7 protein-coding genes and 1 pseudogene are annotated in these 16620 nt (G+C 66.1%); 6 read left to right on the forward strand and 2 right to left on the reverse strand.

Annotated elements, in window-relative coordinates:
- Positions 1–68 precede the first annotated feature (68 nt).
- Positions 69–2285 (reverse strand): TonB-dependent siderophore receptor, encoded by a 2217-nt coding sequence (locus CR917_RS17210; protein ID WP_104572669.1) that lies wholly within the window; start codon positions 2283–2285, stop codon positions 69–71.
- Positions 2286–2942: 657 nt separating this feature from the next.
- On the opposite strand from CR917_RS17210, the pseudogene CR917_RS28165 reads away from it, so the two are divergent.
- From CR917_RS28165 to CR917_RS17220, 3 genes and pseudogenes are all read left to right on the forward strand, one after another.
- Positions 2943–3950 (forward strand): annotated as a pseudogene (locus tag CR917_RS28165) (HAMP domain-containing protein); the annotation flags it as partial.
- A 102-nt stretch (positions 3951–4052) separates the two neighbouring features.
- A complete protein-coding gene (locus tag CR917_RS28170) occupies positions 4053–4808 on the forward strand; it encodes a methyl-accepting chemotaxis protein (protein WP_370409154.1) in 756 nt (251 codons plus the stop codon).
- A gap of 198 nt (positions 4809–5006) precedes the next feature.
- Positions 5007–6158 (forward strand): cysteine desulfurase family protein, encoded by a 1152-nt coding sequence (locus CR917_RS17220; protein ID WP_100633310.1) that lies wholly within the window; start codon positions 5007–5009, stop codon positions 6156–6158.
- A gap of 106 nt (positions 6159–6264) precedes the next feature.
- Here CR917_RS17220 and CR917_RS17225 read toward each other — a convergent pair whose 3' ends face one another.
- Entirely contained in the window at positions 6265–7644 is a 1380-nt protein-coding gene (locus CR917_RS17225; RefSeq protein WP_104572670.1) for an amino acid permease, read from the reverse strand.
- A gap of 531 nt (positions 7645–8175) precedes the next feature.
- On the opposite strand from CR917_RS17225, the gene CR917_RS17230 reads away from it, so the two are divergent.
- From CR917_RS17230 to CR917_RS17240, 3 genes are all read left to right on the forward strand, one after another.
- Positions 8176–8580, forward strand: coding sequence for a hypothetical protein (locus tag CR917_RS17230; RefSeq protein WP_043861149.1), 405 nt, complete (start codon positions 8176–8178; stop codon positions 8578–8580).
- Positions 8581–8673: 93 nt separating this feature from the next.
- A complete protein-coding gene (locus tag CR917_RS17235; protein ID WP_104572671.1) occupies positions 8674–15255 on the forward strand; it encodes an SDR family NAD(P)-dependent oxidoreductase in 6582 nt (2193 codons plus the stop codon).
- A 34-nt stretch (positions 15256–15289) separates the two neighbouring features.
- Positions 15290–16606, forward strand: coding sequence for an NAD(P)/FAD-dependent oxidoreductase (locus CR917_RS17240; RefSeq protein WP_104572672.1), 1317 nt, complete (start codon positions 15290–15292; stop codon positions 16604–16606).
- Positions 16607–16620 lie beyond the last annotated feature (14 nt).

Here is a 16620-nt window from a genome sequence, read left to right on the forward strand (position 1 = left end):
ACACAAAAAAGCCGCCCCGGGCCGATCGATGCGCGATCGACCCGGGGCAGCCTGTAGGCAATGGCGGCTCAGAACGAGATGTTCAGTGCCGCGAACAGCGCCCGGCCCGGCTGGTTGTAGGTGTTGGCGCCCGAACTGCTGGCGTTGCCACCCCGGTGGATTTGCTTGTCGAACACGTTGTTCACGCCAAAGCGCACGTCGTAGTTCTTGGTGATCTTGTAGCCGGTGCTCACATCGACCAGGCCGTAGGCTTCGACGTCCTGCTGGGCATCCAGGTCGTAGTTCTGCTGGGTGCGGTAGTTGTAGGTCGGCGACTTCTGCTTGCCGAAATAGGTACCGGCGACCTGGAACGACAGCTTGTCGGTGGCACGCCAGTCCAGGGTGCTGTTGACCGTGTACTTGGGAATCACGCTCAGCGGCTCGCCGGTGTCGCGGTTGTCGTTGTTGAGCATCAGGGTGAGGTTGGTGTTCCAGTCCAGCGACGGGGTCAGCTCGACGAAGAAGTTGCCTTCCACCCCTTCCACCAATGCCTTGCCGGCGTTTTCCCAATGGGTCACGCGGCGACCGCTGTTGATGTCGTAGATCACGTCGGTGCCACCGATGATCTTGTTCTTGTAGTCGTTGCGAAAGTACGTCGCGCTGGTGCGCCAGGTGCCACGGTCGTAGAGCAGGCCGATTTCCTTGTTGACGCTGGTTTCGGGGTCGAGGTTGGGGTTGCCCTGCAGGTAGCAGCCACCGTTGTTGGTCTGCTGGGTGCTGCAACCGTTGCCCCGGCTGTAGAGCAGGTAGTTGGGGTTGGCCTGGTACAGGTTCGGGGTCTTGTAGGCCCGTGCGATACCGCCCTTGACGGTGAGGTCGTCGGTGAGCTTGTGCGCCACGTTCAGGCTCGGGCTGTAGTTGTCGCCGAACTCTTCGTGGTGGTCCAGGCGCAGGCCCGGGGTGATGGTGGTGTCGCCGATCACGATGTTGTCTTCGGCGAACAGGGCAAAGCTCTTGGCCGACATCTTCGAGTCGCTGCGATCGAAGCCTGCGATTTCATTGCCGGCACCACCGCTGGGGTCGAAGCTTTGCGGACGCAGCGAGCCCTTGTCGTTGAGCACTTCGTACAGGTACTCGCCACCCAGGGTCAGCACATGTTCGCTGCTGTCGAGGCTGAACGGCAGGTTCACTTCGCTGGACAGGCGCGTGTTGCGCAGGCGCGACATGTCGGCACCGGTGTCGTTGATCGAGCCTTCCGGGCCACCGGCCAGACCTTCGTTGAGGCGCCAGTTGCGCACGTATTCATACGACAGCGACGACTTGGTCGAGCCCCACTGGAAGTCGCCCAGGTGCGTGAGGTCGTAGGTGCTGCGTTGCATCACGTTGGTTTCGTGGCCGTACAGGCTGGAGATGCGCTCCACGTCACCGCCGCCGTTGCTGTTCATGGTGTCGCCGGCGTAGATATTGCCCTGGCGGCTGTAGCCGCTGCCCAGCTCCAGGCGGTGCTCATCATTCAGGCGCCAGCTGAGCAGGCCGTTGATGTCCTTGTTGCGCACGCCTTCGCGGCCGGCCACCAGCGCGCTGTTGGCGCTCTTGGCGTTGATGTCCAGGTCATCGGCGTCGGTCTTGGCCAGGCCGCCATACACACGGAACGCCAGGTCGTCGGTGAGGCCGCCGCTGAGGCTGAAGTTGGTGCGCTTGCTGGCGCCTTCGGCGTGGTCTTCGGGCAGCGTGGTGAACAGGCTGACGTTGCCCTGCAGCTCCTGGGTGGGGCGCTTGGTGATGATGTTGACCACCCCGCCCATTGCGCCGGAGCCATAGCGTGCAGCAGCCGGGCCGCGCAGGATCTCGATGCGCTCCACCGCCTCGGCCGGTACCCAGTTGGTTTCGCCACGGGTGTCGCGGTCGCCGTTCCAGCCGTAGCGCACTGCGTTGCGGGCGCTGGAGGGCTTGCCGTCGATCAGGATCAGGGTGTTTTCCGGGCCCATGCCGCGCAGGTCGATCTGGCGGTTGTTACCGCGCGCGCCGCTGGCGCTGTTGCCGGTGAGGTTGACCCCCGGTTCGCGACGGATGATGTCGGACAGGTCGTTGGCGGGCGGGTGACGCTTGATGTCCTCGGCGGTGATGATCGAAGAGCCCAGTGCCTGCTTGGCTTCCTGCTCGGCGGTGACCATGGTGTTCTGGATCACCAGGGTGTTCTCGACGTTCTGCTCGTCATCGGCCTGGGCCGAGGTGGCAATCAGGGCCGGCGATGACAGCGCGACAAAGGCCCAGGCCAGGCTGTTGGGGGTACTTCTGGACTGCATTTCACGTCTCCGTCACATCAAGCACAAGGGCAGCCTGCACGGCAGGGCTGCCACAAAGAGACGCCAAATATAATGATTCTCAAATGGGTTTAAATCTTATTTACGAAATTTACACATGGTTTCGCCTGGGCTGATAACCGATCTGTCTAATTTAATAAACAAACCATCAGTCATCACCCGCGAAAAAACGGAAACATCGGCAATTTTGCGTTTTATCTGCGAACACCCCGCCTCAAAGTGGAAATATTAATTGACACTTGTCTGTCAATTTTCTTATGGTCCGTGCCTCCTGTATGCCATCACTGCGCCACCCCTGCCGAGCACCGCCCAACGATGCCTACCCGCGATCCAGAGCGGGCCGTTGCTGCTCGACACCGTGAAATCAAGGACCTGATCATGTTGCTGCGTCGCCTGCGAATTCAATGGAAGATCACCTTGCTGGCGGGCCTGTGCCTGCTGGCCGTCGTGGTGGTGCTGATGGTGGCGACACGGGTGCAGTCCTCGCGCAGCGCCACGCTGGTGAGCAGCGCCAGCACCCAGATGCTCGACCAGAACGCGCGCCTGCGCCTGCACACCTACGCGCAGCTGCAGGCGGCGCAGATCCAGCGCTACTTCCAGAGCGCCTACCTGTACGGCAACGGTTTTGCAGACCTGGTGATGTACCTGCGCGCCCAGGGCAATGGCGACCTGCGCCAGGCCCTGACCCGCGAAACCGAACGGGCGCTGGGCAACAACCCCGAACTGCTCGGGCTGTACCTGGTGTTCCTGCCCGATGCGCTGGACGGCAAGGACGCGGCCTTCGTCAACCAGGCCGGCGCGGGCAGCAACGAGGCCGGACGGTTCTCGTTGTACTGGTCGCAGCCCAGCCCCGGCACCCTGGAGCGCGAGGCGATGCCTGAATCGATGCTCGCCGACACCAGCGTGTCGGCCAATGGCTCGGTCTCCAATCGCTGGCTGACCTGCACCCTGGAGAGCGGTGACACCTGCATGGTGGAGCCCTACTTCGACACCGTGGGCGACCGCACCCCGCTGACCACCAGCATCTCCATCCCGCTCAAGCACAACGGCAAGCTGATCGGCGTGCTGGGTGTGGACATCAGCCTGGACAACCTGCAGCTGCTGAGCCTGGAGGGGCGCAAGGACCTGTTCGACGGCAACGGGCAGGTGAGCATCGTCAGCGCGACCGGCCTGCTGGCCGGGCACAGCGAGGACAGCGGCCAGTTGAGCAAGCACTTCGAGCAGGTGTTCGGCACCGACTCCAGGGCCCTGGCCGAACAGATGCGTGCCGGCAAGGCGGCCGAATTCAACGACAACGGCCTGCTGCAGGTGAGCCAGTCCTTCGCCCCGGTGCCCGGTGCCCAGCCGTGGAGCGTGCTGCTGGAGGTGCCCGAGCGGGTGCTGCGTGCGCCGGCCGTGGAACTCAACAATCGCCTGGACACCTACAATGCCAGCGCCAACCTCGGCAGCCTGTTGATGGCACTGGTGGCCGCGGTGGTGGGGTTGCTGGTGATCTGGCTGACCGCGCGCGGCGTGACCCGCCCGATACTGGACGTGGCGGCGATGCTCAAGGACATCGCCAGTGGCGAGGGCGACCTGACCCGGCGCCTGGAGTATGCGGGCAAGGACGAGCTGGGTGAGCTGGCGGGCTGGTTCAACCGGTTTCTCGACAAGCTGCAGCCGGTGATTGCCGACGTGAAGGCCTCGGTGCACGACGCACGCGGCACCGCCGACCAGTCGGCGGCACTGGCCAGCCAGACCAGCGCCGGCATGCATCAGCAGTACCGCGAGGTGGACCAGGTGGCGACGGCGTCGCACGAGATGAGCGCGACTGCGCAGGATGTGGCGCGCAACGCCGCGCAGGCCGCCGAGGCTGCGCGCGGCGCCGACCATGCCAGCCGCGAAGGCCTGGAGCTTATTGGCGACACCACCCGCGCCATCGAACAACTGGCCGGCGAGATGACCACCAGCATGCAGGAGGTGGAGCACCTGGCCACGCGCAGCGAGCAGATCGGCTCGGTGCTGGACGTGATCCGTTCGATTGCCGGGCAGACCAACCTGCTGGCGTTGAATGCCGCCATCGAGGCAGCGCGGGCGGGGGAAGCCGGGCGTGGCTTTGCGGTGGTGGCCGATGAAGTGCGCAACCTGGCCAAGCGCACCCAGGACTCGGTGGACGAGATTCGCGTCGATATAGAAGGGTTGCAGCAAGGCACCCGCGAGGTGGTGGAGGCCATGCACAACAGCCACCGCCAGGCGCAGGACAGCGCGGCGCGTGTGGAGCAGGCATTGCCGGCCCTGCAGCGCATTGGCGATGCGGTGGCGGTGATCACCGACATGAACCTGCAGATCGCTTCGGCGGCGGAGGAGCAGAGTGCCGTGGCCGAAGAAGTGAACCGCAACGTGGCGAGCATTCGCGACGTGACCGAATCGTTGTCCGGGCAAGCCGAGGAATCGGCGCAGATCAGCCAGACACTCAACCGGCTGGCCAATCATCAGCAGGGGCTGATGGCGATGTTCAGGGTGTGATGGGGTTGGCGAGGCGCAACGGTTTAGGCGTGAATACGGTCGGCGGCGTGCGATGACGAAAAATATACTAATCCCTTAGACACAAAGAGAATATTTTTTCTATAAGCACTAAACAAACCGAACAACAGTCAAAAATTTTCTCCGTCATCGTCGGTAGGCTACCTACCTGCCCTTCACGTGCACAAAAAGACGATGACCATGCCAGAACTACCGCTGTACCTCGACTACGCCGCCACTACTCCGGTCGATGACCGGGTGATCGAAGCCATGCTGGCCTGCCTCGGCCGCCAGGGCAATTTCGGCAACCCCGCCTCCACTGGCCACGGCTATGGCCAGGCCGCCCGACAGGCCGTGGACCACGCGCGCCAGCAAGTGGCCGACCGGGTTGGCGCTACCGCACACGCCCTTGTATGGACCTCGGGCGCCACCGAGTCCAACAACCTGGCCCTCAAAGGCATTGCCCAGGGCCAGCCTGGGCGCCGTCACCTGATCACCAGTTGCCTGGAGCACAAGGCGGTGATCGACACCGCCCATGAACTGGAGCGCCAGGGCCACACGGTCACCTGGCTCAAGCCCGATGCACAGGGGCTGATCCAGCCAGAGGCCGTGCAGGCGGCCTTGCGCGAGGACACCGCACTGGTGTCGTTGATGTGGGTGAACAACGAACTCGGCACCCTCACCGACATTGCCCGCATCGGCGACATCGTGCGCGAACACGGCGCACTGCTGCACGTGGACGCGGCGCAGGCGGTGGGCAAGGTGGCCATCGACCTGGGCACGCTGGCGGTCGACCTGATGTCGTTTTCGGCGCACAAGGTCTATGGGCCCAAAGGCATCGGTGCGCTCTACGTCGGCCCGCGTGCGCGCCCCGTGCTGCAGGCGCAGATGCATGGCGGCGGGCACGAGGGCGGTATGCGCTCGGGTACGCTGGCCACGCATCAGATTGTGGGCATGGGCGCGGCGTTCGAGCTGGCGGGCGTGCAAGGTGATGCGCAAAGCATGCGCATCGAGCAACTGAGCCAGCGCCTGCGTGAAGGCTTGCTGGCCCTGCCGGGCGTGACCCTGAATGGGTGCGCGCAGCAGCGCATCCCGCACACCTTGAACCTGTGCATCAGCCGCAGCGGGTTCAACAGCGCGCAGGTGGCCGGCAGCCTGGCGCTGTCGTCGACCTCCGCGTGCAGCTCGGCCACCCAGGCCCCTTCGCATGTGCTGCTGGCACTGGGGCTGGATGCCGGCCAGGCGCTGAGCAGTGTGCGGGTGAGCGTGGGGCGGTATACCGAGATGGCGGATGTGGAGCGGGCGATCGAGGTGTTCAGGGCTGCGCTGCAGGCGCCGGCAGGGTTCTGGTAAAGCGGCCTGCAGGAGCCGGCCTTGCCGGCGATGGTGCGTATAGCACCCCTGGCCCGGCATGGCCGGGCATCGCCAGCAAGGCTGGCTCCTACACCCTTGCCACGGCTTACTCGGCTTGCACGTAAGCCGCCGGTTTGTCGGCCACCCGGTTGCGCTTCACGCAATAGGCCACCACCACCAGCACCGTGGTGGCCGCGATGAACCACAGTTGCAGGCGCGATGCCGGGTCGATGGCCTGGCTGCCGATCACGGCGAGCAGCGCAAGCAGTGCCACGACGTTGGCATAAGGGAAGAACCAGGCGCGGAAGGCCTTGGGGTCGACCGGTTCGTGACGGGTTTTCAGGCGCATGGCCAGGTGGGCAATGATGATGAAGATCCACACGATCATCACGAAGGTGCCGCTGCTCTTGGCCAGGGTCATGAACAGGTCGCCGCCGCTGAGAAAGTGCACGGTCAGAATCGTCAGGCAGATGCACAGGCTGAGCAGCAAGGCATTGAGCGGCACGCCCTTGGCCGTGGTGTGCGAGAACAGCTTGGGCGCATGCCCACGCTGGCTCAGGGAGAACAGCATGCGCGAGTTGGAGAACATGAACGAGTTCATCACCGACATGAACGAGACGAACAGCACGATCTTCATCGCCACCGCCGCGCCGCCGAACCCGGCCAGGGTGAACAGCGACACATAGGGCGACGCCAGGTTGGCCTTGTCGGTCCACGGCAGGCACAGGATCAGGATCGACACCGAGCCCACGTAGAACAGCATCACGCGCAGGATCACGCTCTTGATCGCGCGGATCACGTTGCGGCGCGGGTTCTCGGACTCGCCAGCCGCCACGGCGGCGATTTCACTGCCGCCCAGCGAGAAGATCACCACGATCACCCCCGCCATCACCGGCGACAGGCCATTGGGCATGAAGCCGTCGTGCGCGGTCAGGTTCACCAGGCCAGGGGACGGGATGTCGCTGTGCAGGCCGAGCAGTATCGACACGCCCAGCAGCATGAAGATGAGGATGGTGGCGACCTTCAGCGCGGCCAGCCAGTACTCCACTTCGGCGAACGACTTCACCGAGTAGGCGTTGCTCGCCATCAGGGTCACCAGCATGATGAACGCGCCCGCCCAGATCGGCAGCCAGGGCAGAAAATCATGCAGGATGGCGCCCAGCAGCACGGCCTCCAGGGTGATCGTCATCATCGACTTGAACCAGTACAGCCAGCCGACGGTAAAGCCGGCCCACTCGCCCAGGTACATGTTGGCGTAGGTGGAGAACGACCCCGCATCGGGGGTGCGGCAGGCCATCTCGCCAAGCATGAACATCACCAGGGTGACCACGATGCCGCCGATGAAATACGACAGGATCGCGGCGGGGCCGGCCGACGCGATCAGCGAGCCGGAGCCCATGAAAAGCCCAGCCCCGATCACGCCCCCCAGCGCGATCATGGTGATGTGACGTTGCTTCAGGCTCTGCTTGAGACTGTTGGATTGCATTTCCTTTACCTCTCTTATTATTGGGAGAAGACGGCAACGTTCTGCAGCGAGATGACGCGTCACGCTTGCAGAAGGCCGCTCCTCACGCAGGCATCGTCATGTGCCTGCGCCGCACGCTTCAGCCTTTTTCAGGCAATGGCTATCAGGGTGGCACCTTGGACGGCAAGGCCGGCCACCTCAAGCGATTTCTGCGCACAACATCCTGCATTTTTTTCCTGAGGGGCTGCAGCGGGTTTGTGGTAGGCGGCGAGCGAGTGGGCCCTGACGGTCATGTGCCGGCAGGGCTCGCAACTATCGGATAAATAAAACTTTATTCACCCGGTTATTACTTGATAACTTCACCTGCCGTGAAGCGGTTGATAACGTTTTAAGTCTCGCGCCCTAAGTAGTACGACTCTCGACCCGGCTCCCCTTCTTTGGTATTCCCCCACCGCGGCTTGCTTGACACACAAGTACCGCCCTCGCAATGCTTGCCCCCAGCAAAACCCCACGATGAATAACAACAATAACAATTGAACAAGGAGTTCGCCGATGCTTGGCTACTATGCGCAATACAGTAGTGTGTACATCACCACCCTGATGATCGTGACCACGCTGTTCTTCGCCCTGCCGATCTTCATTGCGCCACTCACCTGGGCGCGCCTGATGCAATGGACCATCCCGGAACATACCCACCTGGCCATATATTTCGGCCGCTGCCTGGGCGCGTTCATTCTGGTGGTTGAAGTGGCCATGTTGCGCTCGGCCACCACCGGCACCAGTTTCAGTTATGCCTTCGACATACTCTTCGTGGTATTCACCCTGATGTTTGTGGTGCATGTCTATGGCGCGATAAAACGTATTCAGCCTATTACCGAAACACTGGAAATCGGCTTCTGGATGATTCTGTTCGTATTGAACATGCTGTTCTACCCCACCACCAGCATTACCCTTTAATACCTGACCCAGCCACTTGAAGGCTGACGCCACCGCGGCGTCGGCCTCTGTGTGCCTGCCCGTCGTCTGCCAACTTTTATTCAGGAATTGAAGATGCTCGATACCGAGGAAGCCCGTTCGCACGCCGCCTTGATGGATCTGGTGCGTCAACTGCTGGAGCAGGCGACCGGTGTCGAGGCCCACACCCTGTACAACGATGCGCCCTTCCACGAGATCGGCCTCACCTCGCTGGCCATCCTGAATTTCAACGAGCTGATCCAGCCCCTCTTCGCCGACCTGAACAAGACCCTGCTGTTCGACTGCCGCTGCATCCGCGACGTTGCCACGCACCTGCTGCGCGAGCATCCGCAGGCCAGCGCCAGCTACCTGCAGGGCCGCCCGCCCAGCCCGCCCCCACCAGCCGCAGGCGTCGAGGCCTGGCCCTCGATTGCCCCCCTGGCGCCGTGCAATGAGGAGCCCGCTGGCGATATCGCCATTGTCGGCCTGCATGGCCGCTTTCCCGGTGCCGACGACCTGGATGCGCTGTGGCGCAACCTGCTGGCGGGTGTCGACTCGGTGAGCGAGATACCCGCCGAGCGCTGGCCGCTGGACGGTTTTTTCGCCGCGGGCAGCGACGCCCGCAGCAGCGGCCTGAGCTATGCCAAATGGGGCGGTTTTCTACCCGATATCGATCGGTTCGATGCGCAGTTCTTCGCCATCGCCCCGCGTGAAGCCGCCTGCCTCGACCCGCAGGAGCGGCTGTTTCTCGAATGCGCCTGGCATGCCCTGGAAGACAGCGGCCACCTGGGCGAGCGCAGCCAGTTGCTGCGCGGCGCCCAGGGTGCGCTGGATGTCGGCGTGTTCGTCGGGATCACCAGCAACACCTACCCCCTGCTCGGCCCTGCCCTGTGGCAGGCCGGGCAACCGGCGATCCCCAGTGGCCTGCCGTGGTCGGTGGCCAACCGGGTGTCGTTCGCCCTGGACTTGTGCGGGCCGAGCCTGGCCATCGACACCGCCTGCTCGTCATCGCTCACGGCATTGCACAGCGCCATCGACAGCCTGCGCAAGGGCGAGTGCCGGGCAGCGCTGGTGGGTGCGGTCAACCTCTACACCCACCCCGCCAAGTACGTGCAGTTGTGCCAGCAGCACATGCTCTCGCCCACCGGACGTTGCCATGCGTTCGGCAGCGAGGCGGACGGTTTCGTGCCCGGTGAAGGGGTTGCGGCCGTGGTGCTCAAGCCGCTGGAGGTGGCCCGGCGCGACGGCGACCGGATACTGGCAGTGATCAAGGGCAGTGCGATCAACCACAGCGGGCGCACCAACGGCTACACCGTGCCCAGCGCCGGTGCCCAGGCCGCGCTGATCGAGCGGGCGCTGGCCGATGCCAGGGTACCGGCCGCCAGCATCAGCTACATCGAAGCCCACGGCACCGGCACGCGCCTGGGCGACCCCATTGAGTTGCAAGGGCTCAGGCAGGCACTGGGCGGGCAACACTCGGCGACCTGCCATGTCGGCTCGATCAAGGCCAATTTCGGGCACCTGGAAGCGGCCGCCGGCATGGCCGGGCTGAGCAAGGTGGTGCTCCAGTTGCAGCACCGGCGCCTGGCGCCGTCGCTGCATGCCAGGGTACTTAACCCCGACGCCGGGCTCGAGCACAGCCACCTGCAGATCGTGCGCGACACGCGCGATTGGACCAGCGACAACGGCCCGCGCCGCGCCGGCATCAGCTCGTTCGGCGCTGGCGGCGCCAATGCCCATGTGATTGTCGAACAGGCCCCCGAACCCACACCGTCGAGCGCCAGCACGGGCCCGGCGGTGTACCCGCTGTCTGCGCGCAGCCAAGCGCAAGTGCGTGAACAGGCCGCCGCCCTGCTGGCCTGGTTGCAACGCCACCCCGACGCATCGGCCAACCAGCTCGCCTACACCCTGCAATGCTGCCGCCCGGCGTTCGACCATCGCTTCGCGCTGGTAGCTGCCGACTTGACGCAGTTGCAGGCTGGCCTGGAGCGCTTCGTGCAATCGATGCCGGGGGGCTATCAGGGTCGGCTGCTGCCCGGCACACCAACGCGCGAGCTGAGCGCCAGCGCCCCCGATGAACTGGCAGCGGCCTGGGTAGACGGCACGCTCGCCCGCTGGGGCCGCTTCTGGCCGCAGCCGCCCAGCCCACTGGCCGCGCCGCTCTACCCCTTTGCCAGGGACCGCTACTGGGTGCCGCGTGTGGCGTCGGCCGCGCCCCACGCCAGCACCCAGCTGCACCTGGATGCCGGCCAGTTCTTTCTGCGCGACCATGTGGTACAGGGCCAGCCGGTGCTGCCCGCCGCCGCCTACATCGACTTGTGCTGCAACCAGGCGCGCCGCCACGGCCTGGACCTGCCGCTGACCCTGCACAAGCTGACCTGGGCCAGCCCGATCCGCGTCGAGCCCGGCCAGCAGCGCAGCATCGAATGCCGCAGCGAGCGCACCCACGACGGTGTGCGCCTGGCGTTCCAGCCGCTGCCGGCCAGTGACCCCACCCCCAGTTTTCGTGGCGAGTGCCGCGCCGTGCAGGTGCCCGCCGACAGCCTGCCAAGCCTGGCGCAGGTGCGCAGCGAGTGCACCCGGCCGCTGGCCCTCGACGCGCTGTACCCCACCCTCGAGTGCCTGGGCATCGCCTACGGCCCCACCCTGCGCTGCATTGCCGGCGCGTGGCTGGGCGAGCAACAGGCGCTTACCGAACTGCACTGGCGCCCCGAGCAGCGCCCGGGCGAACCGCTGAGCACGCTGGACCCGGCGTTGCTCGATGCGGTGCTGCAAAGCGCCTTCGTCACCGCCGCCCAGGGCAATGCACAGATCGACACCACCTTCGTGCCCTACGCCTGCCAGGCCCTGCACGGCTACCGGCCCTTGACCGAGCGCTGCTTCGTGCACGTGCGCCCGCGTGCTGCCCAGGGCAGCCAGATGCGCCTGTACGACTTCCGGGTGTTCGATGCAGACGGCCAGGTGCTGATGGACATCGAGGCCTTTGCCTTTCGCGAGTACCGCGTCGACCCCGAGCATGCCGTGCATCTGCTCGAACCCTACTGGCAGCACCAGCCCGCCGCCCCGGCCGCGCCCGGGCCGATGCCCACCACACTGCTGCTGTGCGACGACCCGCAAGCCTTCGCCCAGTTACCCTCGCAACTGCGTGACGCCGCCTGGCGACTGGTACCCGCGCAGCAGTTCCACTACACCTCACCACGCACCGTCGAGGCCGACCTGGGCGATGCGCGCCACATCGACCTGTTGCTGCGCCTGCTGACCAGCCAGCAGCAGGTACCCGCACGCCTGCTGATCGACCTGCGCAGCACCGACAGCCAGGACGCCGGCCTGGGCGAAGGGCTGGACGCCGCCCTGGCCACCGCAGACCTGCTGCGCCACCTGTGCCAGGGCCAGAGCACCCCCGCGCTGCATACCCGGATCGTACTGCACCCCGGCCCTGTCAGTGCCCTTGAAGGGCTGCTGCGCTCGGTGGTGCAGGAGATCCCCAGCCTGAGCGCCAACCTGATCGAAACCAGCCACCAGCCCGGCAGCGCAGAGCGTGAAGCGCTGGCGCACGAACTGCTTGCGGCTGCGCAGCCCGGTGTCAACCGGGTATCGCTGTGCGAAGGGCAACGCCGCGTGGCGAGCCTGCGCTTTGTCACCCCGGGTGCCGGCACAGCGCCGACGCAACTGAGCGCCGGCGATGTGCTGGTGATCAGCGGCGGGCTGGGGGCCGTCGGCCGTGCACTGGGTGAAGCGCTGGCGAGCCTCGGCGGCCTGCGCCTGGCCGTGCTGGGCCGTCGCGCCCTCGATGCAGACGCTGCCCGATGGCTGCAGCGCCTCACGCACCTGGGCGCCGACGATGCCGCCTACTGGCAGGCCGACTGCGCCGATGCCGACTCGTTGCACGCTGCCCTGGCCAGCATTCGCCAGCGCTATGGCGCCTGCCACGGGGTGATTCACTGTGCCGGGGTTCTGCAGGACGGGTTCTTCCTGCGCCAACCTGCCCAGGAGCGCGCCAGCGTACTCCAGGGCAAGACCCTGGCCGCCCGCCATCTGGATGCAGCCACCGCCGATGACCCGCTGAAACTGTTCATGGTGTGCTCGTCGCTGGCCGGGGTGTACGGCAATGTCGGGCAGAGCGCCTACGCGCTGGCCAACGCCTGGCTCGACCGCTTCGTGCAGGCCCGCCAGCAGCGCTGTGCCAGCGGCCAGCGCCAGGGCCGCTCGCTGTCGATTGCCTGGCCACTGTGGCAGACCGACAACGGCATGCAGGCCCCGGCGCCGGTGCGCCAATGGCTGGCTCGCCATGGCCTGGCCCTGTTGCCGAGCGATCAGGGGGTGGCCACGTTCCTGCGCTGCCTCGCCTTGGCGCAAGCGGTGTTGATCCCGGTGTGCGGCAAGCGCGACGCGGTTGCGCGGTTGTTCGGCATCGAGGCGCCGCCTGCGACGCCTGTGCAGGTCGCGCCGCAGGCGGCCAGCGACGCGCCCTGCCTGCTCGACTACCTCACCCGTCAACTGGCCGAGGTGACGGCCACACCGCTGGACAAGGTCGACCCCGACACCTCGCTGGAGGTATTCGGCCTGGACTCGATCCTGGTGATGGAACTCAACGGCCGGCTTGAACAGCACTTCCCCACCCTGTCGAAGACCGTGCTGTTCGAAGTGCGCAGCCTGCGCGAGCTGGCCGCCCTGCTCGGCAACGAGCACCCGGCCGAAGTCGCCCGGCTGGCACCGGGCCCCGTGGTGGTCGAGCCGCCAGCACCCGCGCTGTCGGTGGTCACGCAGGGCACTGCCGACACCCAACGCCAGGACATCGCGATCATCGGCCTGGCCGGGCGCTACCCCGGCGCACGCGATGCCCAGGCGCTGTGGCAGCACCTGGCGGCCGGCGATGACCTGATCAGCGAAGTGACCTCGCGCTGGGAGCAACCGGGCGGCGACGACCAGCTGTATGCACGCTGGGGCGGCCTGGTGGATGATTTCGACTGCTTCGACCCGCTGTTCTTCGGCATCTCGCCGCGCGACGCCGAGCGCATGGACCCGCAGGAGCGCCTGTTTCTGCAAACCGCCTGGCATGCCGTGGAAGACGCCGGCTACACCCCGCAGAGCCTGTGCGGGCCGCGCCAGCCGGGCGTGGAGCGACGCCGCGTGGGGGTGGTCGCGGGGGTGATGTACGGCGAGTACCAGTTCTATGGTGCGTCGAGCTGGCCCGCGCGGCCGGCGACCCTGACCAACTCCTCGTATGCCTCGATCGCCAACCGCGTGTCGTTCTGCCTGGACCTGGAAGGCCCCTCGTTCGCCGTCGACAGCATGTGTTCGTCGTCGCTCACCAGCCTGCACCTGGCCTGCGACCTGATTCGCAGCGGCAGTTGCGAGCTGGCCCTGGCCGGCGGGGTGAACCTGTCGCTGCACCCGTACAAGTACCGCATGCTGTGCGAGCTGAACTTCGCCTCCACCCAGGGCCAGTGCCGCAGCTTCGGTGCCGGCGGCGACGGCTATGTGCCGGGTGAAGGCGTGGGCGTGGTGCTGCTCAAGCCGCTGGCCCAGGCCCTGCGCGACGGCGACCACGTGTACGGGGTGATCCGTGGCAGCGAGCTCAACCATGGCGGGCGCACCTCGGGCTATACCGTGCCCAACGCCGAAGCGCAGGCCCAAGTGATCGGCCGCGCCCTGCAGCGCTCGGGCCTGCCCGCCGCCAGGCTGGGCTATATCGAGGCCCACGGCACCGGCACCAGCCTGGGCGACCCGATCGAGATCCGTGGCCTGGGCAAGGCCCTGGCCGCCCAGGTACCCAGCGAGTGGCGCTGCCCCATCGGCTCGATCAAGGCCAATATCGGCCACCTGGAATCGGCCGCCGGCATGGCCGCGTTGACCAAGGTGCTGCTGCAGTTCAAGCACCGGCAACTGGCGCCGTCCATCCATGCCCAGCCGCTGAACCCGAACATCGATTTCAGCAACACGCCCTTCGTGGTGCAGCAGCGCCTGGCCGACTGGCCGGACCCTGCGGATGGCCTGCCCCGGGTGGCCGCCATCAGTTCGTTCGGGGCCGGCGGCGCCAATGCCCATGTGCTGATCGAGGACGCCCCGCTGCAAGCGCCACCCGCACCCACCGGCCCCCAGGCCTTTGTATTCAGCGCGCACAGCGCCGGGCAACTGCGCAGCTACCTGCAGCGCTTTGTCGACTGCCTGGAGCATGAACACGCCCTGGCACCGCAGCACCCCGAGCACTACCTGGGCCTGCGCTGCTTCACCACGCGGGATGTCGCCAGCACCCTGCTACACGGGCGCCAGGCGTTCGAGCAAGCACGGTTGGCCGTGGTGGCCGACGACTTCGACGCGCTGCGCCGGCAGTTGAGCGAATGGTTGATGAGCCCGCCGGGCGACGACGCACGGGTGCTGCTCAGTGGCCCGGCCCCTGCCCCCGAGTGTGCGGCCCTGGCCCGCACCTGGCTCGATGCGCACCTACCCGCGACGCCGCCAGCGGCGACCCAGGCGTGGCGAAAGGTGCCGCTGCCCGGCTATGAATTCTTGCGTCGTCGCTACTGGATCAGTACGCCGCCCACGGTGAGCAGCCCACCGCTGCCGGCGCCACCGCACGCTGCGCCCGCGGTGACGCCACAAGACATTCTCGACCGCCTGGCCCGCCGGGAAATCAGCCAGCAACAGGCCCGCGACCTGCTGCGCTCGATGCTCTGAATTCGCCTGTTTCCACCTTCAAGGGAGTGATGCAATGCAGCAGCCGACTATCGCCATCATCGGCGCCGGGGCCAGTGGCCTGGGCGTGGCAAAGGCCCTCGGCGAAGTGGGCCTGGCCTTCGAGATCATCGAGGCCACCGCGCGTTTCGGCGGCAACTGGCAGCCCGACGGCCCGGCCTCGAAAATGTATGAAGCGGTGCACCTGATCAGCTCCAAGCGCAACACCCAGTTCGCCGACTTCCCGATGCCCGAGCACTACCCGGACTACCCGCGGCACACCCAGGTGTTCGACTACCTGACGCAACTGGCCGAGCATTGCCAGCTGCAGCAGCACACCCGCTTCAACACCCGCGTCACCCACATGGACAAGACCGCCGACGGCTGGCTGCTGAGCTTCGACGACGGGCGCCAGGCCCGCTACGAGGCGGTGGTGGTATGCAACGGCCTGCTCGGCACGCCCAAGGTGCCGCAGTACCCCGGCACCTTCAGCGGGCAGGCCCTGCATGCCGGCGCGTACCGCAGCTCGGCACAGTTTCGCGGCAAGCGCGTGCTGGTGGTGGGTGGCGGCAACTCCGGTTGCGACATTGCCGTGGACGCCGCGCAAACCGCCAGCCTGGCGCTGCACTCGACCCGGCGCGGCTACCACTACATGCCCAAGTTCATCGATGGCCAGCCGACCCAGGAATGGCTGATGGACCAGGCGCCGAAATTTGCCGACGAGGACGAATACTGGGCGCACGTGGAGCGCAGCTTCAAGTTCGCCGGCTACGACGGGCGCGACTATGGCCTGCCCGCACCGGACCACGGCATTCGCGAATGCCACCCCATTCTCAACTCGCAGATTCTCTACTACATCGGCCATGGCGATGTGCAGGCCAAGCCCGACATCAGCCATTTCGACGGCCAGCAGGTGCACTTTTGCGACGCCAGCGTGGCCACCATCGACCTGATCGTATGGGCCACCGGCTACGGCATCGACCTGCCGTTTCTGCCGCTGCGGACCTTCGACTGGCAGCGCGATTTCGACTCGCTGTTTTTGCGCATGCTGCCGGCCGAGCACGACGACCTGGTGTTCGTCGGCTACCTCAACACGCCGTCGGGCATCGGCAACTTGGCCAACATGACCGGGCGCTTCGTGGCCGCCTACCTGCAGGCCCGTGCCCTGCGCAGCCCGGCCTGGCACACCGTGCAGCAGATCAAGCGTCAGCCGCAGCTGCTCGACCTGGGCCAGCAGCGCTTCATGCAGACCCAGCGCCACGCCCACGAAGTGGACCTGTGGAAGTTCATCCGGGCCGTGAACTTTCTGACCGCGCGGCTGCAGCCCTCGCCACCCTTGGCGCGTAGCGCCTGACCATCGACGACACG

The sequence above is a fragment of the Pseudomonas sp. BRM28 genome, from assembly GCF_002939405.1.
Classification (GTDB): Bacteria; Pseudomonadota; Gammaproteobacteria; order Pseudomonadales; family Pseudomonadaceae; genus Aquipseudomonas; species Aquipseudomonas palmensis.

Coding starts and splice junctions, on each gene's coding strand:
- CR917_RS17210 (WP_104572669.1), bottom strand. CDS start 2,285: ATGCAGTCCAGAAGTACCCCCAACAGCCTGGCCTGGGCCTTTGTCGCG.
- CR917_RS28170 (WP_370409154.1), top strand. CDS start 4,053: ATGCATCAGCAGTACCGCGAGGTGGACCAGGTGGCGACGGCGTCGCAC.
- CR917_RS17220 (WP_100633310.1), top strand. CDS start 5,007: ATGCCAGAACTACCGCTGTACCTCGACTACGCCGCCACTACTCCGGTC.
- CR917_RS17225 (WP_104572670.1), bottom strand. CDS start 7,644: ATGCAATCCAACAGTCTCAAGCAGAGCCTGAAGCAACGTCACATCACC.
- CR917_RS17230 (WP_043861149.1), top strand. CDS start 8,176: ATGCTTGGCTACTATGCGCAATACAGTAGTGTGTACATCACCACCCTG.
- CR917_RS17235 (WP_104572671.1), top strand. CDS start 8,674: ATGCTCGATACCGAGGAAGCCCGTTCGCACGCCGCCTTGATGGATCTG.
- CR917_RS17240 (WP_104572672.1), top strand. CDS start 15,290: ATGCAGCAGCCGACTATCGCCATCATCGGCGCCGGGGCCAGTGGCCTG.